This window comes from Variovorax sp. UC74_104, from assembly GCF_044055375.1.
Classification (GTDB): domain Bacteria; phylum Pseudomonadota; class Gammaproteobacteria; order Burkholderiales; family Burkholderiaceae_C; genus Variovorax.
In genome coordinates this window covers 5,439,347-5,465,117 of record NZ_CP171978.1, presented here as the reverse complement: position 1 = coordinate 5,465,117, position 25,771 = coordinate 5,439,347, and the positions used below count along the sequence as shown (strand labels likewise).

The window sequence follows — 25,771 nt, the reverse complement described above, 5'->3', positions numbered from 1 at the left end:
CAGAAATCTTGTCAGGGGACTCTTCCTCATGGCAATCGCGCTGGCCTTCGGCCTCACTGCGCTTCGCTACCCCATTGGAGACCTGAGCCGCGCGGGGCCGGGACTGTTCCCCGCGCTCGTCAGCGCCATGCTGCTGGTGATCGCAGTGTCGACCGTGATCCGGTCGTTCTTCGTCGCGCCGGTGCGGCTGGACTTCAACTACAAGAACATCTCGCTCATCCTCGCAAGCCTCTGCGGGTTCGCGCTGATCTCCACCTTCCTGAACATGATCGCCGGCATCGTCTTCATGGTGTTCTGTTCGGCGTTCGCCGGCACTTCGTACTCGTGGGTGCGCAACGTCAAGGTCTCCGCGGGCCTGATCGTGATGGCGCTGGCCCTCCAGAAGCTCCTCGGCCTGAACCTGCCGCTGTACTGAGGAGACGACGATGGAAGTCCTGAACAACCTGGCGTTTGGTTTTTCGCACGCCCTGACTTGGCAGAACCTGATGTTCTGCGCCATTGGCTGCACCGTGGGCACACTGGTCGGCCTGCTGCCCGGCCTGGGCCCTCTGGCCACCATCAGCCTGCTGCTGCCACTGACGTATTCCATTCCCACGACCGGCGCGCTCATCATGCTGGCCGGCATCTACTACGGTGCGCAGTACGGCGACAGCGTGAGCGCCATCACCATGAAGATCCCGCATGCCAGCAGCATCGTGGCCTGTATCGACGGGTACGCCATGACGCTCAAGGGGCAGACGGGGCTGGCGCTGTTCACTGCGGGCTTCTCCAGCTTCATCGGCGGTACGGTCGCCATCCTGGTGCTGACGTTCCTGGCACCGGTGCTCGGCGAGGTCGCCTTCCTGTTCGGCCCCGCCGACTACGTCGCGATGATGCTGGTGGGTTTCGTTTGCGTGAGCTTCGTCACCACGGGCAGCCTGCTCAACGGCCTGGCCATGTGCATGATCGGCGTGCTGCTCGGAACGATCGGCACCGACGTGAACAGCGGCATGCAGCGCTTCACCCTCGACCTGCCTTTCCTGGTGGACGGCGTCGGCATCGTGAGCATTGCGCTGGGCTGCTTCGGCATTGCCGAGATCACCAAGAACCTCGACTCGCGCGAGGAGCGCTCGCCCTTCAACGGCAAGATCAACCTGATTCCCACCTGGGCGGAGTTCAAGCGGATCATTCCCAGCGCGCTGCGCGGCAGCGTGATCGGTTCCTTCCTGGGCATCCTGCCCGGCGGCGGCCCGACCATTGCGCAGTTCGCGGCCTACGCGATCGACAAGAAGGTCAGCAAATACAAGGACGAGATCGGCACCGGCTGCATCGAAGGCGTGGCCGGACAGGCCGCTGCCGACGAAGCTGCAGCGCGCACGAGCTTCATTCCGCTGATGAGCATCGGCATTCCGGAGAACGCCGTCATGGCGCTGATGCTGGCCGCCTTCATCATCAAGGGCATCCAGCCTGGACCGAACATGATCGGCAGCCATCCCGATCTGTTCTGGGGCCTGGTCGCCAGCATGTGGATCGGCAACGTCTTCCTGCTCGTGCTGAACGTGCCGCTGGTGCGCTACTGGCTGTCGGTTTTCAAGATCCCGTACGCCGTGCTGTTCCCGTCGATCCTGTTCTTCTGCTGCATCGGCACCTACAGCGTGAACAACAACCTGGAAGACGTGTTCATCACCGCGGCCTTCGGCTTCATGGGCTACATGTTCATGCGCCTCGAGCTGGACGCGGCGCCGCTGATGCTCGGCTTCATCCTCGGCCCGATGCTTGAAGAGAACTTCCGCCGCGCGATGCTGCTGAGCCGCGGCAGCTTCGGCACCTTCGTCAGCCGCCCGATCAGCGGAACGCTGCTGGGCCTGATCGCGATCTTCGTCGCCTGGCAGGTCGTTTCCTTCGTCCTGCAGGCCCGCAAGAAGGGTGTTCCGGCGGCCCCGGTGGCGCTCGAGCCGCAGGAATAACGCGAGGGCACATCGGCGCTGTCGGCATCGCCCTGAAACCGGGGCGGTGCCGACAGCGCTTTTTCTTTTCGAAGCGGGGCTGCTTGCCCGGATTCCAGCCCGCGAGTCGCATGAGGCAGGACGGCAAGTACCGTTTCACGGAACTCCCTCCTGAACTTCACTGCGAATTCACGCGGCGCCAGCACACTGCGTCCCGACAGCGGTTCGGCGCTGGTAGAGGCCAGGGAGAAAAAAACCGCTCAGGGAACCGCCTCGATGCCGACCGCTGTCGCCTTTCTTCCCCATCCCCAAGACACCGCACCGGGCCGGCCCCGGAACCGCAGCGCCGGTGCTCGTCGGAAGCTTCGGGCGCATCCGGCTCCAGCCGATGCCCTGAGCGAGCAATCTCAACCGAACGTGGTCGAAGGAGCTTCCGGCTCGTAGCGCATCGCGGCGTCCTGGCTGGAAAGGCTCGGAATAGGCCGGGTGAGGATCCGGGCCAGCCAGTGATCGAGCGTGTTGCCCTGCGGCGGTGCGGCGCGTTGCTCGCGCAGGGGCTTCGCCATGGTGGCCGCATCGCGCGAGATCGGGCTCACCTCGTCGGGAAACCATCGGAAGATGTCGACCATGCTTCTGTAGCCGTCGCCCGATCGCACGAAGAGAAATCCCTGTCGTGCGTTGCCTTCCGCATCCACCGGGACACCGGCCGCCCGAAGTGCCTTGACCCTGGCGTCGGTGTCCAGGTCGAACGGCAGCTTCAAGGTAATGGTTGCGTTGTGGACCATCCGTTTCGCCATGGCTTTACCCTCATGCTTTCTGGTGGATCGAACGATTCGAAAAAGCTTTCCCGGGATATCGCGTCGGGAGGTGGCAAGCCTCCCGGCGGGGCGATGGCGCCCCTGTCTGCCTGCCTGTCTTACTTGTCGTGATGCAGATAGCTCGCCTGCTTCGGCAGCAGCAGGCTCACGGTGAACGCCACGACCATCATGGCCGTCACGTACCAGTAGAAGTACGACTCGTGCCCGATCGACTTCAGTCCCAGCGCCACGTACTCGGCACTGCCGCCGAAGATGGCATTGCCCACCGCGTAGGACAGGCCGACGCCCAGTGCGCGGATCTCGGGCGGGAACATCTCCGCCTTCACGATGCCGCTGATCGAGGTGTAGAAGCTCACCACCGCCAGCGCCAGCGTGATCAGCAGGCCGGCCGCCAGCGGGCTGCTCACGTTCTGCAGGTTGCTCAGCACCGGCACGGTCATCAGCGCGCCCAGCGCGCCGAACAGCAGCATGTTGCTGCGGCGGCCGATGCGGTCCGACAGCGCGCCGAACAGCGGCTGCATGCACATGTAGATGAACAGGCAGGCCGTCATCACGTTGCTGGCGGTCTTGATCGACATGCCGGCCGAGTTCACCAGGTACTTCTGCATGTACGTGGTGAAGGTGTAGAAGATCAGCGAGCCGCCGGCCGTATAGCCCAGCACCACGAAGAAGGCGCGCTTGTGGTGGGTGAACAGCTCGCGCATCGTGCCCGCGCCCTTGGCGGCGCGGGTCTTGGTGCTGGCGGTCTCGGTCAGCGTGCGGCGCAGCAGCAGTGCGACCACGGCTGCCACGGCACCCAGCACGAAGGGAATGCGCCAGCCCCAGGCCTTGAGCTCGGACTCGTCCAGCAGCTGCTGCAGCACCACCACGACCACCACCGCGAGCAGCTGGCCGCCGATCAGCGTGACGTACTGGAACGACGAGAAGAAGCCGCGCTGGCCGCGCATCGCCACTTCGCTCATGTAGGTGGCGGTGGTGCCGTACTCGCCACCCACCGACAGGCCCTGCAGTAGCCGCGCCAGCAGCAGCAGCGCCGGAGCGGCCGCGCCGATCTGCGCATAGGTGGGCAGGCAGGCGATGACCAGCGAGCCCACGCACATCATGACGACCGAGGTCACCATCGAGGTCTTGCGGCCCTTGCGGTCGGCGATGCGGCCGAACAGCCAGCCGCCGATCGGGCGCATCAGGAAGCCGGCGGCGAACACGCCGGCGGTGTTCAGCAGCTGGACGGTGGGGTCGGACTTGGGAAAGAAGGCCGGGGCGAAATAGATGGCGCAGAAGGCGTAGACGTAGAAGTCGAACCATTCCACCAGGTTGCCGGACGAGGCCGCGAAGATCGCGAAGATGCGCTTGCGCTTTTCCTCGAAGGTGTAGGGCGTGCTGTTGTTCTGGGCGTTGGCGGAGGCCGCGTCGGGGCTGGATGCGCCGGCGGCCGCGCTTGCGATGGCGGTCATGAAAGGGGTCCTTGTCTCTGGCTGCGGTCCGCGGCGTAAGAAGAAAAGGCACGCGGGGGCCGTTGCGGCGAGTCTGTCCCGCCCGTGCAGCGCTGTCGTCCGTAACCGGCCGTTGGCGGTCTACGTATCGGTACGCAAGGGTAAACCCTATATCGGGGCGCCCGGCAGGCTACAACCCATGCTCCCGCAGAAACCGATCCAGCTGATGGCTGTTCGCCAGCCCCAGCTTCGCGAACACGTGCGCCCGGTGCGTTTCCACCGTGCGCTGTTCCAGCGGCGCGAGTTCCTGCGCGATCTGCTTGTTGGGCTTGCCTTCGGCCACAAGGCGGGCGACCTGCATCTCGCGCGGGGTGAGCTTGTCCCACAGTGCCTGCGCGGCCTGGCGGGCCTGGCGGCGGGTGGCGATCTCGCCGGCCTGCTGCAGGGCGCGGGCGATGGTGTCGAGCAGGCGCTCGTCGTTGCAGGGTTTCTCGAGCCAGCCGAAGGCGCCGTTCTGCACGGCCTCCACGGCCACGGGAATGTCTCCGTGGCCTGAGAGGAAGATCACCACCAGCGGGCTGTCCTGCGCGCGCAGCGCGTCGAACACCTGCAGGCCGCTCATGCCGCCCAGGCGCAGGTCCAGGATCACGCAGCCGGCGCGCTGCAGGTCGGTGCCTTCGAGAAACGCCTCGCCCGATGCAAAAGTCTGCACCGCATAGCCGCGCGACAGCAGCAGCAGGCCCAGCGAGCGGCGCACGGCCTCGTCGTCGTCCACGATGCACAGGTTGTTGGCGGCAGCGGCGGTGTTGTTGGTCATGGCGGAGGCGATATTTCCAGCTCGAGCGTGAAGACTGTGCCATCGCCGGGCCGGTCGGCGAACGACAGGCTTCCCCGGTGCGCCTCGACGATGGTGCGGCAGATATTGAGGCCCAGGCCCAGCCCGCCGGTCTTGGTGGTGAAGAAGGGCGAGAACACCTGGTCGGCCACTGCCGGGTCGATGCCCGGGCCGCGGTCGGCCACGTGGATGTGCATGCGGCCTCCTTCCAGCCCGGCCTCGACCTCCACGACCCGCTGCTCCGGCGGCACGGTCTGCATGGCGTGCAGGCTGTTCGACAGCAGGTTGAGCAGCACCTGCTCGAGCAGCACGCGGTCGCCGCGCACGTCGGGCAGCCCCTGCGGAATGCGCAGCTCGGCACGTGCCTGGCGCATGCGGATCTCGCCCTGCAGCAGCGCGATGGCGTTGCCGGCCAGCGCGGCCACCGAGCAATCTTCCGTGCCCACGGTGCGCTGGCGCACGAAGCCGCGAATGCGCCGAACGATCTCGGCGCTGCGCTGGGCCTGCATCATGGCTTCGTCGAGGCTGCTCACCAGCAGCTGCTGGTTGCCCTGCTGGGCGAAGGCCTTGGCGGCGCTCGCGAAGTTGCTCAGCGCCATCAGCGGCTGGTTGAGTTCATGCGCCAGCGTGGAGGCCATCTCGCCCAGGCTGGCCAGGCGCTGGGCGTGCTGCAGCTGCTCGTCGTTCTGGCGCTGGCGCAGCTCCGCGCGCTTCTGCTCGGTGATGTCCACCACCGAGCTCATCCAGCCGGCGTGCTTGCCGTCGGCGTCGATCAGCGCGGCGGTGTAGACCATGGTGATGACCTCGTGCCCGTCGCGGTGCCGCAGGCGCGACTCGAAGCCCGAGCGCACGGGCTGGCCGCTCATCATGGCGTCGTAGTGGCGCCAGTGCTGCGTCACGTCGTTCGGGTGCCAGTAGGGATAGGGCGGCAGCTTGCCCAGCAGCTCGTCGGCGTCGTAGCCGGTCATCTCGCAGAAGGCCGGGTTGACGTAGATGATGCGGCCTTCGAGGTCGCGGGCACGCATGCCCACCAGCAGCGAATCTTCCATCGCCTTGCGAAAGGCGTGGGCCTCGTCGAGCTCGTGGGTGCGCTCGCGCACGCGCAGCTCCAGGTCGCGGCGCGCGTCGCGCTGCTCGGCGAAGCGGCGCTCGCGCAACTGCCAGTAGAGGCCGGCCAGCAGCAGCACCACGGCGCACAGCAGGCCCAGCATCCAGGCGCGCTCGCGCGCGACGTCCACGTCGGCATGGTCGGCCATCACGGTCAGCGTCCAGCCCAGGTCGGGCAGGCGCTCGTCCACCGCGAGGAACTGGCGAGGCCGGCCGCCGACGCTGGCGCGCACCAGGTAGCTGTGCGCGCCTTCGTCGCGCTCCACCTTCCACGGCACCGCCTGGAAGCTGGTGCGCGTGCCGTACTGCTGGTCGCGCCGCATGCCCTCGAGCTCCGCGGCGGCCAGGGGGCGCGTGGACTGGTACATCCACGACGGCACCGAGCTCAGGAACACGACGCCGCGCGCGTCGGTTAGCAGGATGGGGTCGCGCACGAAGGTCCACGTCTCCTGCACCTGGCGCAGGCTCACCTTGACCGTGATCACGCCGCGCACGTCGCCGTCGGCACCGCGAACCGGCGAGGAGATGAAGAGCCCTGGCTCGCCGGTCGTCTGGCCCACGCCGTAGAACAGGCCGTTGCGTCCCTCGCGCGCGTCGATGAAGTAGGGCCGGTTGGCGTAGGACTGGCCGACGAAGCTCTGCGGCGTCGCCCAGTTGCTGGCCGCGAGCGTGACGCCCTGCATGTCGATCAGATAGAGCGCGTCGGAGCCGGCGCGGCGGTTCACGCCCTCGATATAGAGGTTGGCGCGCTGCTTGGCCGCCTGGTCGCGCGGATGGTCCAGCGCGGCCAGCACGAGCGGATGCAGCCCGGTGGTGAAGGGCAGGTAGTTGTACTTGCCGGCGGCATCGCGCAGGCCGAGCACGTGCACTTCCATCGCGCGCCGGATCGAATCGGCCTGAAAGTTCGCCTCGCGGCGTGCAGCCCACTGGCCGGCCAGGCCGATCAGCAGCAGCGCCACCGCGCATGCGGCCACCCACGCGGCCACGGCGCGATGCCGGCGGCGCTGGCGGGCCGGGGAGGGCGCCGACGCCGTGTGCGTCGGGGCGGGAACGGGGGTGGACAGGGAGGTGGGCGGCATGGAAGGGCGGGGCCGACCGGCGGCGGGAGGAGGATTTTGCCTTGATCCTCCCGCACGGGCCCGGCGGCCCCTTCGAGCCTCCTGCCCCGATCAGTCCGCTCAGGCCGCCACCGGCTGCACCTGCGTCGTCGTGTGTGGCGTGCTCCGCTGCGCCGGTCGCGCGTCGAGCTGCTTCGCGAGCGCCGCCCACCGCACCCGCACCGACACCACGCTCTCTTCCTTCACGTGCCCGAAGCCGCGGATCTGCTCCGGCAGCCGCGCCAGCGACAGGGCGGTGTCGAAGTCGATCGCGTCGAAGCGCGCGATCACGTCCTCCACCATCGTGCGATAGTCCTCGATGAGCTGTCGCTCCATGCGCCGCTCGGCGGTGCGGCCGAACACGTCGAAGGCGGTGCCGCGCAGGCCGCGCAAACCGGCGAGGATGCGAAATGCGCCCATCATCCACGGCCCGAAGCTGGTCTTCAGCACGCGGCCTTCGGCGTCGCGGCGGCCCAGCACCGGCGGCGCCAGGTGGAAGCGCAGTACCGGCTTGCCCTCGAACTGCTCTCCCAGCTTTTCCATGAAGCGCCGGTCGGTGTATAGGCGCGCAACCTCGTACTCGTCCTTGTAGGCCATGAGTTTGAAGAGGCCCGAGGCGACGGCCTTCGCCAGCACGTCGCTGCCGCGTGCGCGCTGCTCGACCGCGCGCACGCGCTCCACCAGCTCGGCATAGCGCTGCGCATACGCGGCGTTCTGGTACGACACGAGGAACTCGGCGCGGCTCTTCACCAGCGCCTCCAGGCTCTGCGGCCGCTGCAGCGCGACGACCTTCTGCGGCGAAGCTTCGCGCGTCACCGCTGCGAGGTCGAGCGCCGCCTTGCGGCCCCAGTGGAACGCGGCCTGGTTCGCCTTCACTGCCACGCCGTTGATCTCGATGGCCTTGTCCAGCGCTTCGGCTGACAGCGGCACACAGCCCTTCTGGAAGGCGAAGCCCAGCAGGAACAGGTTGGCCGCGATGGCGTCGCCCATGAGCCGCGTGGCCAGGTGCGTCGCGTCGACGAAGTCGGCGCGGCCTTCCACCGATTCCTCGATGAGCGCGCGCACCTGCGCCGCCGGGAACTGCCAGTCGGGCTGCTGCGCGAAATGGCCCGTGGGCTGCTCGAAGGTGTTGACCAGCGCATAGGTGCGGCCCGGCCGCATGCGCGCGATGGCGTCAAGCGCGCCGGCCGTGAGAATGTCGCAGCCTAGGATCAGGTCGGCCTCGCCCGTGGGAATGCGCTGCGCCTTCAGCTGCGCTGCGTCGCGCGCGATGCGCACATGCGATGTCACCGAGCCGTTCTTCTGCGACATGCCCGTCATGTCGAGCACGCTCACGCCCTTGCCTTCGAGGTGCGCCGCCATGCCGATCAGCGCGCCGATGGTGATGACGCCCGTGCCGCCGATGCCGGTGATCAGTATGTTGTGCATGCCTTCGAGCGCAAGCTGCTTCGGCTCGGGCAGCGGCGCTTCTTCGGCCGCGGCCTTGGCGGCCACCGGCGCCTGCCTGCGCGGCTTCACGCCTTCGACCGTCACGAAGCTCGGGCAGAAGCCCTTGATGCACGACTCGTCGGCATTGCAGGCGCTCTGGTCCACCGCGCGCTTCAGGCCCAGTTCGGTCTGCTTGGGCAGCAGGGCGGTGCAGTTCGACTGCTCGCCGCAGTCGCCGCAGCCTTCGCACACCGCGTCGTTGATGAACACGCGCCGCGCGGCCTGCGGAAACTCGCCCTTCTTGCGGCGGCGGCGCTTCTCGGCGGCGCACACCTGGTCGTAGATCAGCACCGAGACGCCCTCGAACTCGCGCAGCTCGCGCTGCACCGCGTCCATGCTGTCGCGGTGGTGCACAGTGAGCATGAAGCCGTCTCGATCGGGCGGCAGCACGCTGCGGTCTGCCCAGCGCGACGGGTCTTCGGCCACCAGCGCGAGGCGCTTCACGCCCTCGGCCGCCATCTGGTGCGCGATGCGCGGCACGGTGATGGGGCCGTCCACCGGCTGGCCGCCGGTCATCGCCACTGCATCGTTGTAGAGGATCTTGTAGGTGATGTTCACGCCCGCCGCCACGGCCGCGCGGATGGCGAGGGAGCCCGAGTGGTAGTAGGTGCCGTCGCCCAGGTTCGCGAACACGTGCCTGCGCTTGGAGAACCACGCCTGCCCCAGCCAAGGCGCACCTTCGCCGCCCATGTGCGTGGTCGTGCGGTTGTGCTCGGGGTAGATGGCGGTGGCCATCACATGGCAGCCGATGCCCGCGAGCGCGAGGCTGCCTTCGGGCACCTTGGTAGAGGTGTTGTGCGGGCAGCCCGAGCAGTACCAGGCCGGCCGCGAGGGCGTGGCCACGGCCTTGCCCAGCACCACGTCCTTCGCGTCGAGAATCGCGAGCCGCATGCGGATGCGGTCGCTGGTGTGGAAGCGCGCCACGCGCCCCGCGATCACGCGCGCGATCTGCGCCACCGAGAAATCGGCCGTGGCAGGCAGCAGCCACTTGCCGCGCGGGTGCGCCCCCCATTCGCCCTGCTCGTCGAACTTGCCGATCACGCGCGGGCGCACGTCCTCGCGCCAGTTGTAGAGATGCTCCTTGAGCTGGTACTCGACGATCTGGCGCTTCTCTTCCACCACCAGGATCTCTTCGAGCCCATCGGCGAACTCGCGGATCGAATCGGGCTCCAGCGGCCATGGCATCGACACCTTGAAGAGCCGGATGCCGATGCGCGCGGCCTCGTCGGCGTCGATGCCAAGCTCCTCCAGCGCTTCGAGCACGTCGCGGTACGACTTGCCCGAGGCCACGATGCCAAGTCGCGCTTTCGGCGAATCGATGGTCACGCGGTTGAGGCGGTTGGCGCGTGCATAGGCGATGGCGGCGTAGATCTTGTAGTCCTGCATCAGCGCTTCCTGCTTGCGCGCCTGCACGCCGAGCGTGTCGGTCGACAGGCGCGCATGCACGCCCCCGGGCGGGAAGACGAAGTCCGAAGGCAGCTGGGTGTGCACGTCGAGCACGCTGGCCGGAATGGAGCCTGAGGACTCGACCGTATCGGCCAGCGCCTTGAAGCCCACCGGCAGGCCCGCGAAGCGCGACATTGCGAAGCCGTGCAGGCCGAGCTCGATGTACTCCTCCACGCTCTGCGGATAGAGCATCGGGATCATCGACGCGGCGAACAGGTGGTCGCTCTGGTTCGGCAGCGTTGAAGAAGACGCGCCGTGGTCGTCGCCCGCCACCAGCAGAACTCCGCCGTGGGGCGAGGTGCCCGCGTGGCTCATGTGCTTGAACACGTCGCCGCAGCGGTCAACGCCCGGGGCCTTGCCGTACCACATCGCGAAGACGCCATCGACGGCGGATTCGCCCGTCAGGTGCACCTGCTGCGTGCCCCAGACGGCGGTGGCGGCGAGCTCCTCGTTCACGCCGGGCAGGAACTTCACCGCGTTGGCCTCGAGCTGCGGCTGCGCCTTCCACAGCGCCTCGTCCAGGCCGCCGAGCGGCGAGCCGCGGTAGCCCGAGACAAAGCCCGCGGTGTTCAGCCCGGCCTTCTGGTCGCGCCATTTCTGCACGAGCATGAGGCGCACCAGTGCCTGGATGCCGCTGAGGTAGATCCGGCCTTCGGTGGCCGTGTATTTGTCGTCCAGCGCAACGCTGGCCAGTTCGGGGGATGCCATGACTGAAAAAGACTCCGGGTAGGACTCGTCGGAATGCGGGCATGGCCCCGGTAGAGGGCCGGCTCGCGGAATGCCTCGGCGGGGTAGACGCCGAGGCAGCAACGATTCTTCCGCCTTGTCCACGGAAAGTGCTTCTTCGTTTTGGCAAAGAGCGGCTCATTCCGGAAGATCTGTCTTTTGGGAGTGCAATCCGCCGAAAGTATTTCGGCAGAGGCGGTGGTTCCCGCCGGCCCGACAATGTCGGCCTTGCTGACCCACCCCCGCACACCATGAGACCCGACCTCGATTCGCTGGCGCTCTTCCTTCGCGCCATTGAGCACGGCAGCCTGTCGAAGGCCGCCGCCGAGAGCCACATGGTGCTGTCGGCCGCCAGCCGCCGGCTCGCCATCCTCGAGGAGCAGCTGGGCGTGGTGCTGCTCAACCGCACCTCGAAGGGCGTGACGCCGACGGGAGCCGGCGAGTCGCTGGCCATGCATGCGCGGCAAATCCTGCGCGACGTCGACCGCATGCGCGCCGATCTCTCGGACTACGCGCAGGGCGCCACCGGTCGCGTGCGGCTGCATGCCAATGCATCGGCCATGGGCCAGTTCCTGCCCGACGACGTGGCGAGCTTCCGCCAGCGCTACCCGGAGATCCGCGTGAGCGTCGAAGAGCACCGCAGCGTCTACATCGTGCAGGCGATTCGCGACCGGCAGGCCGACGTCGGCGTCATCACCAGCGAGGCGGCCGACCCGGCGCTGCACTTCATTCCGTACCGCACCGACAGGCTCGTGGCCATCGTGCGGCAGAAGCATCCGTGGCGCGGGCGCGAGGTGTCTTTCGAGGAACTGCTCGACTACGACTTCGTCGGCCTGGAAGACGACTCCGCCATCTCCCGCACCATGGAAGACGCCGCGATGAGCGCGCGCAAGGTGCTGCGCCTGCGCGTGCGGGTGAAGAGCTTCGAGGCCGTGTGCCGGATGATCGAAGCGGGCATGGGCGTTGGCATCCTGCCCGAAGGCGCGGCAGTGGCCTATCGCAAGGAGATGAAGCTGCGCTTCATCAATCTCACGGATGCGTGGGCCTCTCGGCGGATGTACCTGTGCACGCGGCAGGAAGCGCTGAGCTTTCCGCAGCGGCGGCTGGTGGATCACCTGCTGGCGCGCGGGATGTCTTGAGGGTCCTGATCGGGTTTGGATTCATTCAGGGCGACGCTCACGCCGACGGGGTACCTTGCTCCGCGAATGTCCCCCGGCCTTCGGCCTCCTCCTTTATTTCGCTGCGCAAGGCACCCCATCGGCGTGAGCGTTTTGGAGCCGCTTCGGGCTGATATGGCTCGGGGCTCGTGAGGTCTGCGCGCAGGGTGTCGCGGAAGCTGCATTTGTTGGCAGTCTCCGCGACTTCCTGCCGTAGGAGCGGCTACTTTGCTTGGTTCTTCTCTAGAGTGAATGCCCCTGTCACTCGATACCCCAACAAGGGGAGCAGAAAGGCCCACACACCAAGCCACCACCGAGATGTTTGAAGGCTGCTTGCCTCGCGGCAGGTTGTCAGTGCGAAAGCACTGATGCAGATGCGAGGTATCAAAAGGCGACGGCCGAGGTGTAGCGAGCACCCCAGCCGTCTAACCAAGTTCGTGCACCAACCTCTAAAGGACAGCACAAAAATGGCTACCAAGACTATAGCCCGGCCAACTACGCCGGTAGCTTCCGCAGAAACCGCCCAAGACCCGGCGGATCTTCTTGAAAACACCCTCACTCAGCTTGAGGCTCTCCTATGGGTATGCCATGGGGAAGAGATCGACTGGTGCAGCGGGGATGGGCCTCGGCAATTGAACAACCTGCTCTGGCTTGCGGCTGAAATGGCTCGCAAGGCGGGGGGAGTTGTTTCAGATGAGCGAGAAGGCGCGGCGTGGGGCGCCTGAGGCTGGCGGGTAGGGGCTGGTCTGCGGGTCGCGAGGTCGCGGCCCGTCTGGGAACAGGTCCTTTGTGTGCGGAAGCTCAAGTCTTCGTGATAGCGGGAGTTCGGTTCTGTTGAGAGGGGCAGCCTCGGTGTCAGGCGTGCGCTGCGGCGACAGGCAACGCAATCATTTGCTTTGCGATGGTTGTTGTTGGCTCTGGCAAAGTGAATAGGTACTATCGACCAAGGGCTGTCGCTCGGAGACGCGGCAGCGTGCGGCCAGAAACGGCCGCTCAGCACCTGCACGCATATTTGACGAGATAGATCTTTCGATCTTTGTGATTCGCATGGGAGGGGGGGATGAGTTTGAGCTTGAATTTCATCGACAACGAAACCCAGCACAACGACATCGTGCTGCAGTGGGAAGGGAAAAACTGGGTTTGCGATTCCTATTACCTGGCGCTAGACGATTACCTGCTGCCAGAGGTCGAAGATGCGGCGAAGGTTCGAGCAGTGCTCTGGCGACTGTTGGAGCAATGGCTGGAAGTTCTTAATGAGTTGCACGTTGATGAGATCGCCTTCCTGCCATATGACTTCTCGGACCAATACACCGGTTGGCTCCGCTGCACTCGCCGCCAAGAGGGATTTCTAGTTGCGCGAGGGTGGTCGGATGTTGAAGGATGGTCTTTCGCTCCATCAGGAGTCGGTAGCTTGCTGCGCAAGCTTGAAGAATTCCGCACCGACGGTCCGTCGGTCGAAGTGCCTACGGAAGAGCTCTTGGAATCGATTCGCAGGTCCATGGCCCGTGCTGCAAGCTAAGAGGCCCCTAGAAGTGGCTAGCCTCGATCAAACGCACATCAGATGAAGTTCAACGATCTTGCCCGCAAGGCCGCGAAAGGCCCCGCACCACTGTCCTACGGTGGATCAGTTAATCCGGAAGACATGATTCGGTTTTCGCTGGCATATGGTGCTGAGGGCGCTGACGAAATTGAACGGCTCTGCAAGCAACACGGCTGGCATGAGGACGGCTTGCTGGAAAACGGCAAAAGAGTAGCGCCGCTCGCGCGCTGGGCGGCGGCCTGCATTGCCTACGGGCGGGGCGGCATTTCTTCGCTGCAGCGTTTGCTGACCGATCGGACACTCGCGACCTTTGCCATCGCGGTTCTTACGGAAGTCCGCACCGAGCCTTGTGTTGCGGTGCTGCTGGACTACTGCCTGTCGACCACTCCCCTTTCGGACGAGCCAGGCGATCCGTTTTGGCAAGCGCTCAGCGCGTTGAACTCTTTGACCAGCTTCGACGACGGGCTGGTCCTGACACACGAACAGCGGGAGAAGTTGAGAGACTTGGTGATCGAGACGTTCGCCGGCGCCAACACTCCATTTCAACAGACACTTTGCCTGTGTGCGTTAAGAGGGGCACCTATCGAAGGGTCACTGGAATGGGCGCAGGCCCAGACGGTGGCCGACGCTGGTGTTGTACGTGCAAAAGCTGCCGCGATAAAGTCTCTCCAGCGCCGTCTTTCCGGCTCGTTCAAGTCGCCCAGTGCAGAGCAGAAGCGTCAGATTCGCAGGCAGCGAGCGCTTGATGTTTAGCGCTTCCGGCCAAGACTAGACGTTTCTACAGTCGATCCAAGTCCGTCCATGCACAGCTACGTCCTTGCCCTCGATCTTGAAGGCACCTTGATCTCAAACGCGATGAGCCAGATACCGCGGCCAGGCCTGGCTGAGTTCCTGACTCGTTGCGCTGAGCTGTTCCCCCGCATCGTCATGTTCACTACGGTCAAGGAAGAGCGATTCCGAAACATCGCTCGCCTATTGGTGGATGAGAAGGTCGCGCCCACCTGGTTTGCGGATATGGAGTACATCAACTGGCAGGGCGAAACGAAAGACCTTCGATTTGTCCCTGGCGTAGATCCCCATCAGGTATTGCTGGTCGACGACTTCGAGAAGTACGTTCATCCCGGCCAGGAAGCACAGTGGCTGCAAGTTGAACACTTCGACTACCCCTATAGCTCGGAGGACCGTGGTCTTGCCGAGGTGTTCAACGCATTGGCCGCGCGTATTGCTCGATGAATGTTGGGGCATTCAGCAGCGTGGATCTGCCAATTTCGAACTTTTGCGAGCAACCGTGGACAGAACCCTGTGAAGTCTGAGTACTGTCACCTTTGCTACAAGGATTGCCGCTGCGAGTCGTGGCACTTCCAAGCCGGAGGTGGATACGTAAAGTTCTCCGATTACTTGCCTCTGCCTGAAGGCGCGGCTGGGCACCCTCGATCCATGGAATGGTTTTGCCCTGCCCATCTGCCAGCAGCAAGAGCTTTGGCGTCTAGGCCCTTGAGTGACGCCATGACTTGTTTGAAGCAGGAATACGGAACCTTCGAAATTCCTCTGTCTCATGGCCCCTGCCCAGATCCGGAACTTTGGCTGACATCCGTTGGCCAAAATCGAGCAAAGGTGTTCAGCATCATTCGTCGAGTCAGCGGCCGCAGCCCGAGTGAAGTCAAGGCAACGCTAGAAACCGGCAAATTCAGGATCAAAGCGGGCTGGCCGGTGGACGTGGAACTCAGGCCTGTTGCTGAGGCCCTCGAGGCTGTTGGCGCGTCGGTAGTTCTGCGGTGCCCTTAGCTGACTCCGCCACAGCGGTCGCACCACCAAAGCCCCAGCCACCCTCACCGTGCGCAGGGTACCGGGTGCTCCCCGCAGCGAAATAAAGGAGGAGCCCGAAGGGCGGGGGACATTCGCGGAGGGGAGTACCCGGTGCCCTGTGCACGCGCCCCGAACAACAGCGGCGGCACACAGAGAAAAAAGCAAAGAATCAGCGCAACGCCTCAACCAGATCAAGCACCATCCGGTCTCCACCGAACTTCTCGACCCCATGCGTCAGCAGCGCATCCACAGCCTGCGCGATGCCATGGCTCGAAGACGACTGCTCCGCCATGTCGTTGTAGTACCCCAGGTCCTTCTTCGCATTCGCCATCGAGAACTTCAGCGAATCGGTGCTGCCCGTCAGCAGCTTGGGCTTGACGCGTTCCAGCGCCACGCCGTTGCCGCCGCCCTTGGCGAGCACGTCGACGAACACGTCGGGCTTCACGCCGGCGCGCTCGGCGCAGGCCGCGGCCTCGCACAGCAGCGCCACGGTGCCCAGCGACACGAAGTTGTGCAGCAGCTTCATCGCGTGGCCGGCGCCGATGCCGCCCACGTGCGTGATGTTCTCGGCGAAGCAGCGCAAAACCGGCAGGCAGGACGCCAGCACTTCTTCATCGCCGCCCACCAGCAGGTTCAGCCGGCCTTCGGCGGCTTCCTTCGCGGTGCGGGTCATGGGGGCGTCGATGAACTTGCCGCCCTTGGCGCCCACAGCCTCGGCCACCTTCGCGGTGGAGGCGGGCACTGCAGTCGAGCAGTCGATGACCACGGTGCCGGGGCGCAGCGTAGTGAGCGCACCGTTGTCGCCCAGCATCACGGCCTCGACCTGCGGCGTGCCGGTCACGCACAGGATCAGCACGTCGACCTGCGAGGCCAGTGCGGCCACGTCCTTCACCGAGGTGGCACCGGCCTTCAGCAGGCCGTCGATGGGCTGGTTGCCCGCGTGCTCCAGCACGGTGAGCTGGTGGCCGTGCTTGACGATGTTGCTGGCGATGCCGTGGCCCATCAGGCCCACGCCGACGAGGCCGACCTTGCGCGGCGCTTGCTGCTGTTCAGTGGTGGTTGTCATGTGTTGTCTTCATCCGTGCTTGATGGCGATGGTCTTGAGGGTCGTGAATCCGAGCAGGGCCTCGAAGCCCTTCTCGCGGCCGAAGCCGCTGGATTTCACGCCGCCGAATGGCAGTTCTACACCACCCGCCGCACCGTAATTGTTGACGAAGACCTGGCCGCAATGCAGCTTGTGCGCCATGCGCAGCTGGCGCGCGCCGTCGCGGGTCCACACGCCAGCCACCAGGCCGAAGTCCGTGCCGTTGGCCAGGCGCACCGCCTCTGCCTCGTCGGCGAAGGGCGTCAGGGCCAGCACCGGGCCGAAGATCTCGCGCTGGGCGATGTCGCTGTCGTGCGGCACGTCGCGGAAGAGCACGGCCTCCTGGTAGTAGCCGGTGAAAGAGGCGTTGGGCGACACCGTGCCGCGCGCGGCCACCTTCAGGCCTGCCGCCTCGGCGGTCGCGACCATGTCGCGCACCTGGCGGAACTGCTTTTCGTTGATGAGCGGGCCCATGTCCAGGTCTTCGGCGGGCGTGCCCGCGCGCACGGCGGTGAAGCGCCTGGCGAGGCGCTGCACCACTTCTTCATAGACCGACTGTTCCACCAGCACGCGGCTGCCTGCCGAGCAGGTCTGGCCTGCGTTCTGGATGATGGCATTGAGCAGCACCGGCTCGGCCGCGTCGAGGTCGGCATCCGCGAACACGATCTGCGGCGACTTGCCGCCCAGCTCCAGCGTCACCGGGCAATGGCGCTCGGCCGCGGCCAGGCCTACGCTGCGGCCGGTCACGGTCGAGCCGGTGAACGAGATGTGGTCGATGCCCGGATGCGCGCACAGCGCGGCACCGGCTTCCTTGCCGTAGCCGGTCACCACGTTGAGTGCGCCGGCCGGAAAGCCCACTTCGGTCGCGATCTCGGCCAGGCGCAGCAGCGAGAGGCTCGCGTCCTCCGCCGGCTTCACCACGCAGGCGTTGCCCGCCGCGAGCGAGGCGCCCACGCTGCGGCCCGCGATCTGCATCGGGTAGTTCCAGGGAATGATGTGGCCCGTCACGCCGTGCGGCACGCGCACCGTCAGCACGGTGTAGCCGCGCTCGTAGGGCAGGGTGTCGCCGTGCAGCTTGTCGCAGGCACCGGCGTAGTACTCCATGTAGCGGGCCAGCGCGGTGGCGTCGTTGCGCGCCACGCGCAGCGCCTTGCCGGTGTCGCGCGCTTCGAGCTGGGCCAGCTCCTCGTGGTGCTCCAGCACGGCGGCGCCGAGCTTGGCCAGCAGGCGGCCGCGCTGCAGCGCGGTCATGCCGCCCCAGGGGCCGTCGAAGTTCTCGCCCATGGCCTGGCGCGCGGCGCGCACGGCGGTGTCCACGTCGGCGGCGGTGCCGCGCGCGATCTCGCCGAACTTGCTGCCATCGCTCGGGTCGATCACGTCGATGGTGGCGTTGCCTTCGGACTGCACGTGGCGTCCGTCGATGTAGTGGGCTGCTGCATTCATGATGTCTTGTCTCCTGAGGGCCGGTCAGCGCGAAGAGTTGGGTGCCGGCCAGGGTTTCTGCGTTTCGCGGATCTGCTCGAAGGCGCGGCTGAACTGCAGCACGCCCAGGTCGTCGAAGCGACGGCCGGCGATCTGCAGGCCGATGGGCAAGCCCTCGGCCGAGTAGCCGCAGTTGATCGAGGCAGCGGGCTGCTCCGACATGTTGTAGGGCACGGTGAAGCCGATGTGCTCCAGCGGCAGCATCGGGTCGTTGGTGGGCGACGCGTGGTCGGCCGGCGCGGGCATGTTGGGCGACACCGGCGAGATCACGAAGTCGTAGGCCTTGGTGGCTGCGATGGCTGCTGCGCGCACGGCAATGAACTGGCTGTAGGCATCGAAGATGTGCGCGCCCGAGAAGCCGGCCGCGCTCTCGGCCCATTCGCGGATGTACGGCAGGATCTTCGCGCGCTTCTCCGGCGCCATCGCCTGGATGTCAATGCACGAGCGCATGCGCCAGAAGTGGTCCATGCCCTGCAGCATCTTCGGCGTCATGAAGGCTGGAATCTCTTCAATCACCGCGCCGGCCGCCTCGATGCGCTTCGCCGCGCGGCGCACGGCTTCGGCGATCTGCGGGTCGAGCGGCAGGCCGCAGCCTGCGTCCATGTGCAGCGCCACGCGCTTGCCCTTGATGAACGACGGGTCGACCTCGAAGGCCGTCCAGTCGATGACGGGGGGCGGCAGTTCCGAATAGTCGCGGTCGTCGGGCTGCGCGACCGAGGCCATCATCAGGGCCGAGTCGGCCACGGTGCGCGTCATCGGACCGGCGCAGCGGCCCATGTAGGGCGAGCTCAGCGGAATGCGGCCGAAGCTGGGCTTGAGCGTGTAGATGCCGCACCAGCTCGCCGGCAGGCGCAGCGAGCCGCCGATGTCGGTACCGACGTGCAGCGGGCCGTAGCCGGCAGCGGCTGCGGCACCGGCGCCCGCGCTGGAGCCGCCGGGCGTGCGCGACAGGTCCCACGGATTGCGCGAGAGCTCGTGAAAGCTCGACAGCCCCGAAGACAGCATGCCCAGGTCGGGCATGGTGGTCTTGGCGACCAGCACCGTGCCGTCTTCCTTCAGGCGCGCCGCGGGCGGCGAGTCGTAGGTCATCGGCACGAGGTCGTAGGCGGCGGTGCCCAGCGGCATCGGATCGCCCTCGGTCGCGAGGTTGTCCTTGATGGTCACGGGCACGCCGTCGAGCGTGCCCAGCGGCTTGCCGGCCAGCCAGCGCGCTTCGGAGGCGCGCGCCTGCTCGAGCGCGAGCTCGGGGCGGAACAGCCAGGTGGCATGCAGCTCGGGCTCGTACGCCGCGATGCGCTCGTTCACGGAGCGTGCCACTTCCACCGGCGAGAGTTCCTTGGAGGCATAGGCCGCGTGCAGCTCCTGCACGCTGAGGGAATAGAGAGGCCTGGTCGTCATCGCATCAGCCCCACGAGATCGCGGCCAGGTCGTTCACCACGATCGGCATGCTCGGCCACAGACCCTTCACTTCCTTGCGCGCGATGGTCGGGAACACCGCCTGGTAGAGGAAGCCGTTGACCGCGTCGGTCGCCAGCATGCGCTGTGCGTCTGCCAGCAGGTCGGCGCGGCGCTTCTTGTTCTCCTCGTTCTGGATGGCCACGAACAGGTCGCGGAACTTCTTGGAGTCGTAGCCCCAGTAGTAGTCGGGCTCGGTGTACTTCACCAGGTCGAAAGGCTCCACGTGGGCGACCATGGTCAGGTCGAAGTCATGAGCGCCGCCGAAGGTGCCGCTGAGCCACTGGGCCCATTCCACGTTCTGGATCTTCACGTTGATGCCGATCTGCGCGAGCTGCGCGGCGATCACCTCGCCGCCCTGGCGGGCGTAGGAGGGCGGAGGCAGCTGCAGGCGCAGCTCCAGCGGCGTCTTCACGCCGGCCTCGGCCAGCAGCTTCTTGGCCTTCTCGATGTCGAACGGGTTCATCGCGGTGGTGTCGATGAAGCCCGGCGCGCCCAGCGCGTAGTGGCTGCCGATGGGCCTGCCGAAGCCGTCCGCCGCGCCCTGGACGATCGCGTTGCGGTCGATGGCCGCCAGGATCGCGCGGCGCACGCGCACGTCGTCCAGCGGCTTCTTGCGGTTGTTGATGGTCAGGATCACCTTGCCGCGCGTGCCCACTTCCAGCACCTGGAAGCGCGCGTTGCCCTTGAACTGGCTCACCGAGCGCGTGCCCGCGCGCGGGAAGATGTCGATGTCGTTCGACAGCAGCGCGGCGGTCTGAGCGGCCGTGTCCGACATGAAGCGGAAGACGAATTTCTCGGTCTTCGCGAGGTTCGGGTCGCGATAGGTCGGCGACTTCACCAGCGTGCACGAGGCGCCGCGCTGCCAAGCGCTCAGCTTGTACGGGCCGGTGCCCACGGGGGCGGTGGCGTTGGTCTCGGCGCTCTTGGGCTCCACGATGCAGGCGGTCGACTGGCCGAGCATGAAGGGCAGGTCGGGGTTGGACAGCGTGCTGTTGACGCCCACCGTGTATTCGTCGAGCACCACGGTGCCGATCTCGCTGAAGAAGCGCTTGTCCTTGTTGGTGCTCTTGGCGCCGCCCGCGCGGTCGAACGAGAACTTCACCGTGTTCGCGTTGAAGGGCTGCCCGTTCTCGAAGCGCACGCCCTTGCGCAGCTTGAAGACGAACGTCTTCATGTCGGGCGAGGACGACCAGCTCTCCGCCAGCATCGGCGTGACCGAGCCGTCGGCGTTCACCTTGGTGAGCGTCTCGAAGATGTTGTACTGCGTGATCTCCGCGATGGCCGATGCGGCACCGCTGGTCGGGTCCAGGCCCGGCGGTTCGAGCGGCATGCCGATCGTGAGCGTGTTCTTGCCGGCCTGCGCACGGGCCTGCGGCAGGAAGACACCCGGGATCGCCGCGGCCATGGCGGAAGTCATGAGTGTGCGTCGCTTCAACATTCGATAGTTCCTGGAGGTGAGTGTGGAAAGGGAAGAAGGAAAAGCCCGCCCGGGCTAGCGGGAGGGCGTGTGCAGCACGGCGGAAAGCAGGGTGCGCGTGTACTCGTGCTGCGCGTGCTCGAACAGGTCGGCCGGACGGCCGCGTTCCACGATGCGGCCCTTGAAGACCACGCAGACCTCGTCGCACAGGTGGTTGACCACCGCGAGGTCGTGGCTGATGAGCAGGTAGCTGATGCCGAACTGCTGCTGCAGGTCCTGCATGAGGTTGAGCACCTGGGCCTGCACCGACACGTCGAGCGCGCTCACGGGTTCATCGGCCACGATGAGCTTGGGGCGCGTGATGAGCGCTCGCGCAATGGCGATGCGCTGGCGCTGGCCGCCGGAGAACTCGTGCGGGTACTTGTCGAGGTCGGTGGTGCGCAGGCCCACGGCGGCGAGCGTCTCGGCGGCGCGTTCGCGCTGTTCGGCCCGGGTGGTGGCCGCGAGGGCTTCGAGCGGCTCGGCGACGATGCGCGCCACCGTCTGGCGCGGATCGAGCGAGCCGTACGGGTCCTGGAACACCATCTGGAAGTCGCGCCGTGCGACGCGCAGTTCTTCCTTCGAGAGCGAATGCAGGTTGCGGCCTTCCAGCGAGACGGTGCCCGAGGTCGGCGTATCGAGCGCCATCACGAGCCGGGCGATGGTCGACTTGCCCGAGCCCGATTCGCCGACGATGCCGACGCTCTGGCCGGCCTGCACCTCGAAGCTCACGCCGTTGAGCGCCTTCACGGTGGGCGGCGGGCCGAAGAGCTTCTCGCGCGGCAGCGCGTAGTGGCGATAGAGGTTGTTCACGGCCAGCAGGGGCTGGCGGGCGGTGGCTGGCTGGCTCATGCTGCGGCGGCCCTGGCGTTCGATGCGGCGATTTCGCCCAGCCGCAGGCAGCGCACCGTGTGGTTGTTCGGCAGCAGCGTTTCGCGCGGCTTCGTGCTCTGGCACAGGTCGATGGTGTGCGCGCAGCGGCCGGCGAATGCGCAGCCGCGCGGGCATGTCGACCAGCTCGGGCACGCTGCCGCGGATCGTGGGCAGCCGGCCCGCGCGCACCGCGCCGATGGCCGGGCGTGCCGCGAACAGGCCGCGCGTGTAGGGATGCGCGCGGCCGGCGAAGACCGTGTCGGTCGGCCCGCTCTCCACTGCGCTGCCGCCGTACATCACCAGCATGCGCTTCACGCTGTTGGCGATCACGCCGAGGTCGTGCGAGATCAGGATCAGCGCCATGCCCATTTCCTTGACCAGGCCCTGGATCAGGTCGAGCACCTGCTTCTGGATGGTCACGTCGAGCGCGGTCGTCGGCTCGTCGGCGATCAGCAGGTCGGGCCCGCAGGCGAGCGCCATCGCGATGCCGATGCGCTGGCGCTGTCCGCCGGAGAACTGGTGCGGGTACGCGTCGAGCCGCGAAGCTGCGTCGGGAATGCCCACGCGCTCCAGCAGGTTCAGCGCCTCCTTGCGGGCCTGTTCCTTGGTCAGCCCGCGATGCAGCCGCAGCGGTTCGCCGACCTGGCGCGCAATGGTGTGCACCGGGTTCAGGGCCGTCATCGGCTCCTGGAAGATCATGCCGATGCGGTTGCCGCGGATCTCGCACATCTTCTTCTCGGGCAGGCCCACGAGCTCCTGCCCGTCGAGCTTGATGCTGCCCGACACCTTGGCGGTGGACGGCAGCAGGCCCATGAGCGACATCACGGTGATCGACTTGCCGCAGCCGGATTCGCCGACGATGCCCAGCGTTTCGCCGCGCTCCAGCGAGAACGAGATGCCGCGCACGGCTTGCGCCGGCCCGCGCTGGGTCTGCAGGCCGATCTGGAGGTTGTTGACTTCGAGTAGAGGCATATCGCTTAGCGGGCGCGTGCGAGGCGCGGATCGAGCAGGTCGCGCAGGCCGTCGCCGAGCATGTTCAGGCCGAGCACCGCGAGCGCGATGGCCATGCCGGGGAAGACGGCCAGCAGCGGCTGCTGGAACATGAGGGTCTGTGCTTCGCTCAGCATGCGGCCCCACGAAGGTTGCGGCGGCTGCGTGCCCAGTCCCAGGTAGGAGAGAGCGGCCTCGGCAAGGATGGCGATGGCGAAGCGGATCGTGATCTGCACGATCAGCACGGCCGAGATGTTCGGCAGCACGTGCTGCATGGTGATGGAGAACGATCCCTTGCCGCAGGCGCGCGCGGCGGCGACGTACTCGCGCGACCAGATGGCGTTGGCCGATGCCCGCGTGATGCGCGCGAAGGTCGGAATGTTGTAGATGCCGATCGCCACGATGGCGTTCACGATGCCCGCGCCGAACACGGCCGTCATCATGATGGCCGAGAGAATGGCGGGAAAGGCCAGCGTGAAGTCGGACAGCCGCATCACCGCCTCTTCGACCCAGCCGCGCTTGGCGGCTGCGAGCAGGCCCAGGGCGGTACCGACCACGAGACCGATGCCCACGGCGATCACGCCCACGAGGATGGACGCGCGTGCACCCACCAGCAGCAGCGAGGCCACATCGCGGCCGAAGGCATCGGTGCCCAGCCAATGAGATGCGGACGGCGCCTGCAGCTTGTTCGCCATGTCCATGCCATAGGGCGAGTAGGGCGTCCACACATAGGAGATCAGCGCGGCGAGCACCAGCAGCGCGGCGAGCACGCCGCCGATGCAGAAGCTGCGATGGTGCAGCGCGCGGCGCCAGAAGCCGGGAGCCTTCGGTGCCGCGCTCGTGGGCGCAGGCATTGCGGCGGAACTTGGGTTGATGGCGCTCATATGTCGCTGGCCTTGATGCGCGGGTCGATGACGGCATAGAGCACGTCGACCACGAAGTTCACGATGACCACCATGGCCGCCAGCAGCATCACGCAGTTGCGCACCACGATCAGGTCGCGGTTGCTGATGGCCTGGAAGATAAGCCGGCCCAGGCCGGGAAGATAGAACACGTTCTCCACCACGATCGTGCCGGCCAGGAGTTCGGAGAACTGCATGCCCATCACGGTGATGACAGGGATCATCGCGTTGCGCAGCACGTGCGTCCAAAGCACCATGCGCTGCGACACGCCCTTGGCGCGCGCGGTGCGCACGAAATCCTCGCGCATCACCTCGAGCACCGCCGAACGCGTGATGCGCGCCAGGATCGCCGCCTGCACCACCGCCAGCGAAAGGGCAGGCAGCAGCAGCGACTTGATTCCGGCAAAGATCCCTTCGCCCCAACCCTCGAAGCCGCCGGCGGAGAACCACTGCAGCTGCACCGAGAACACCAGGATCAAGAGGATGGCGAACCAGAAGTTCGGAATGGCGATGCCGACCTGGGCCATGCCCATGAGGCCGACGTCGCCGAGCTTGTTGTGGCGGGCGGCGGCGGTCACGCCCACGAGCAGCGCGATCACGACGGTGAAGGCCATCGCCAGCACGGCCAGAGGCACAGTGAGCGCCAAGCGTTCGAGGATGAGGTCGAGCACCGGCGAGCTGTAGGCGTAGCTGTCGCCGAGGTTGCCGGTGAGCAGGCCGCCGATCCAGTGCCAGTAGCGCGTCCAGGCGGGCTGGTCGAGGCCGAGCTTGGTGGCCAGGGCGGCGACGGCCTCGGGCGAGGCGTCGGGGCCCATGAGCATCTGCGCGGCGTTGCCAGGCAGGATCTTCGAGCACGAGGAAGACGATGACCGAGGCGCCGATCAGGGTGCCGATCAGCGTCAGCGTGCGCTTGAGCAGGAACAGGCCCATCTCAGCCTCTCAGATCACGAAGGGAAAGGCAGGGCGTCATGCTGCCGAGATGCATTCGGCGATCGCGCGGCCCACGTCCACCGTGTTGGCCGTGCCACCCATGTCGCGGGTGCGCGGTCCTTCGCTCAGCACGGTCTCGATGGCCGAGAGCACGGCGGCGGAAGCCTGCGCGTAGACGGGATCGTCGCCGCCGAGGTGATCGAGCATCAGCGCGGCCGACCAGATCTGGCCGATGGGGTTGGCGATGCCCTTGCCCGCGATGTCTGGCGCCGAGCCGTGCACCGGTTCGAACAGCGACGGGAACTTGCGCTCGGGGTTGAGGTTGGCCGACGGCGCGATGCCGATGGTGCCGGTGCACGCCGGGCCCAGGTCGGACAGGATGTCGCCGAAGAGGTTGGAGGCCACGACCACGTCGAACCAGTCGGGGTGCTGCACGAAATGCGCGCACAGGATGTCGATGTGGAACTTGTTCGTCGCCACCTCGGGGTAGCGCGTGGCGATCTCGGCCAGACGCTCGTCCCAGTAGGGCATGGTGATCGAGATGCCGTTCGACTTGGTCGCGGCCGTCAGGCTCTTGCGCTTGCGGCGGTTGGCGAGCTGGAACGCGTAGTCGATGATGCGGTCCACGCCGGTGCGGGTGAAGACCGCTTCCTGGATCGCCATCTCGCGCGGCGTGCCTTCGAACAGGCGGCCGCCCACGGAGGTGTATTCGCCCTCGGTGTTCTCGCGCACCACCAGGAAGTCGATGTCGCCGGGCTTGCGGTGTGCCAGCGGGCCGGGCACGCCGGGCATCAGGCGCACCGGGCGCAGGTTGACGTACTGGTCAAAGTCGCGGCGGATCTTGATCAGCAGGCCCCACACGGCGATGTGATCGGGCACCTTGTCAGGCGCGCCCACGGCACCGAAGTAGATGGCGTCGTGGCCCTGGATCTTGTCGGCCCAGTCGGCCGGCATCATCAGGCCGGTGCGCACGTAGTGGTCGGAGCCCCAGTCGAAGTGGTCGTAGGAGAAGCCGATGCCGAAGCGGCGGCCGACCGCGTCGAGCACGCGCAACCCTTCGGGCATGACCTCGACGCCGATGCCGTCTCCGGGAATGACTGCAATCCTGTGCTTTTTCTGCATTGACTCAACCTGTTCAAAGTTCGTTCGTTTCGGGGGACACCGGCGCTCGTGACGCGGGCTTTCGAAAAAATTCTAGAAGCGAGAAACGGGCCTGCG

The 25,771-nt window shown here is 66.5% G+C and carries 17 protein-coding genes and 3 pseudogenes; 6 read left to right on the top strand and 14 right to left on the bottom strand.

Annotated features, from left to right (window positions below):
- Positions 1-28 precede the first annotated feature (28 nt).
- Together ACHMXA_RS25595 and ACHMXA_RS25590 are read left to right on the top strand one after the other, a co-directional pair.
- Positions 29-415 (top strand): tripartite tricarboxylate transporter TctB family protein, encoded by a 387-nt coding sequence (locus ACHMXA_RS25595; protein ID WP_176662814.1) that lies wholly within the window; start codon positions 29-31, stop codon positions 413-415.
- A 10-nt stretch (positions 416-425) separates the two neighbouring features.
- The gene (locus tag ACHMXA_RS25590) at positions 426-1,946 is read left to right on the top strand and encodes a tripartite tricarboxylate transporter permease (protein ID WP_176662813.1); all 1,521 of its coding nucleotides are present in this window, start codon (positions 426-428) and stop codon (positions 1,944-1,946) included.
- A gap of 386 nt (positions 1,947-2,332) precedes the next feature.
- Here the strand turns inward: ACHMXA_RS25590 and ACHMXA_RS25585 are convergent, their stop codons facing one another.
- The 5 genes from ACHMXA_RS25585 to ACHMXA_RS25565 all read right to left on the bottom strand — a co-directional run bounded on the left by ACHMXA_RS25585 (position 2,333) and on the right by ACHMXA_RS25565 (position 10,857).
- Positions 2,333-2,722: a hypothetical protein gene (locus ACHMXA_RS25585; RefSeq protein ID WP_395316822.1), complete on the bottom strand. Its 390-nt coding sequence runs from the start codon at positions 2,720-2,722 to the stop codon at positions 2,333-2,335.
- Between the two features lie 119 nt (positions 2,723-2,841).
- A complete protein-coding gene (locus tag ACHMXA_RS25580) occupies positions 2,842-4,197 on the bottom strand; it encodes an MFS family transporter (RefSeq protein ID WP_395316821.1) in 1,356 nt (451 codons plus the stop codon).
- Positions 4,198-4,366: 169 nt separating this feature from the next.
- A complete protein-coding gene (locus ACHMXA_RS25575; RefSeq protein ID WP_176662810.1) occupies positions 4,367-4,993 on the bottom strand; it encodes a response regulator transcription factor in 627 nt (208 codons plus the stop codon).
- Positions 4,990-7,197, bottom strand: coding sequence for an ATP-binding protein (locus ACHMXA_RS25570; protein WP_395316820.1), 2,208 nt, complete (start codon positions 7,195-7,197; stop codon positions 4,990-4,992). Before ACHMXA_RS25570 ends, ACHMXA_RS25575 begins: the two co-directional genes overlap by 4 nt.
- 99 nt (positions 7,198-7,296) lie before the next feature.
- Positions 7,297-10,857 carry an indolepyruvate ferredoxin oxidoreductase family protein gene (locus ACHMXA_RS25565; RefSeq protein ID WP_395316819.1) on the bottom strand — a complete coding sequence of 1,187 codons (3,561 nt, stop codon included), beginning with the start codon at positions 10,855-10,857 and terminating at the stop codon, positions 7,297-7,299.
- A 269-nt stretch (positions 10,858-11,126) separates the two neighbouring features.
- Here ACHMXA_RS25565 and ACHMXA_RS25560 point away from each other — a divergent pair, with 269 nt between their 5' ends.
- The 4 genes from ACHMXA_RS25560 (at position 11,127) to ACHMXA_RS25545 (ending at position 14,805) form a co-directional block, all read left to right on the top strand.
- Positions 11,127-12,014 (top strand): LysR family transcriptional regulator, encoded by an 888-nt coding sequence (locus tag ACHMXA_RS25560; protein ID WP_126023502.1) that lies wholly within the window; start codon positions 11,127-11,129, stop codon positions 12,012-12,014.
- A 1,090-nt stretch (positions 12,015-13,104) separates the two neighbouring features.
- Positions 13,105-13,551, top strand: a complete 447-nt coding sequence (locus tag ACHMXA_RS25555) for a hypothetical protein (RefSeq protein WP_395316818.1) — start codon at positions 13,105-13,107, stop codon at positions 13,549-13,551.
- Positions 13,552-13,593: 42 nt separating this feature from the next.
- Entirely contained in the window at positions 13,594-14,325 is a 732-nt protein-coding gene (locus ACHMXA_RS25550; protein ID WP_395316817.1) for a hypothetical protein, read from the top strand.
- Between the two features lie 48 nt (positions 14,326-14,373).
- The gene (locus ACHMXA_RS25545) at positions 14,374-14,805 is read left to right on the top strand and encodes an NIF family HAD-type phosphatase (protein ID WP_395316816.1); all 432 of its coding nucleotides are present in this window, start codon (positions 14,374-14,376) and stop codon (positions 14,803-14,805) included.
- Between the two features lie 742 nt (positions 14,806-15,547).
- Here the strand turns inward: ACHMXA_RS25545 and ACHMXA_RS25540 are convergent.
- The 9 genes and pseudogenes from ACHMXA_RS25540 to ACHMXA_RS25500 form a co-directional block, all read right to left on the bottom strand.
- Entirely contained in the window at positions 15,548-16,444 is an 897-nt protein-coding gene (locus tag ACHMXA_RS25540) for an NAD(P)-dependent oxidoreductase (RefSeq protein WP_395316815.1), read from the bottom strand.
- A gap of 9 nt (positions 16,445-16,453) precedes the next feature.
- Positions 16,454-17,905 carry an aldehyde dehydrogenase family protein gene (locus ACHMXA_RS25535; protein WP_395316814.1) on the bottom strand — a complete coding sequence of 484 codons (1,452 nt, stop codon included), beginning with the start codon at positions 17,903-17,905 and terminating at the stop codon, positions 16,454-16,456.
- A gap of 24 nt (positions 17,906-17,929) precedes the next feature.
- The gene (locus ACHMXA_RS25530; protein WP_395316813.1) at positions 17,930-19,342 is read right to left on the bottom strand and encodes an amidase; all 1,413 of its coding nucleotides are present in this window, start codon (positions 19,340-19,342) and stop codon (positions 17,930-17,932) included.
- Positions 19,343-19,346: 4 nt separating this feature from the next.
- The gene (locus ACHMXA_RS25525; RefSeq protein ID WP_395316812.1) at positions 19,347-20,840 is read right to left on the bottom strand and encodes an ABC transporter substrate-binding protein; all 1,494 of its coding nucleotides are present in this window, start codon (positions 20,838-20,840) and stop codon (positions 19,347-19,349) included.
- Between the two features lie 54 nt (positions 20,841-20,894).
- Positions 20,895-21,692 (bottom strand): annotated as a pseudogene (locus tag ACHMXA_RS25520) (ATP-binding cassette domain-containing protein); the annotation flags it as partial.
- Between the two features lie 14 nt (positions 21,693-21,706).
- Positions 21,707-22,703 (bottom strand): annotated as a pseudogene (locus tag ACHMXA_RS25515) (ABC transporter ATP-binding protein).
- Positions 22,704-22,708: 5 nt separating this feature from the next.
- The gene (locus tag ACHMXA_RS25510) at positions 22,709-23,575 is read right to left on the bottom strand and encodes an ABC transporter permease (protein ID WP_395316811.1); all 867 of its coding nucleotides are present in this window, start codon (positions 23,573-23,575) and stop codon (positions 22,709-22,711) included.
- Between the two features lie 26 nt (positions 23,576-23,601).
- Positions 23,602-24,553: pseudogene (locus tag ACHMXA_RS25505) on the bottom strand (ABC transporter permease).
- A gap of 36 nt (positions 24,554-24,589) precedes the next feature.
- Entirely contained in the window at positions 24,590-25,675 is a 1,086-nt protein-coding gene (locus ACHMXA_RS25500) for a tartrate dehydrogenase (RefSeq protein ID WP_395316810.1), read from the bottom strand.
- Positions 25,676-25,771: the final 96 nt, after the last annotated feature.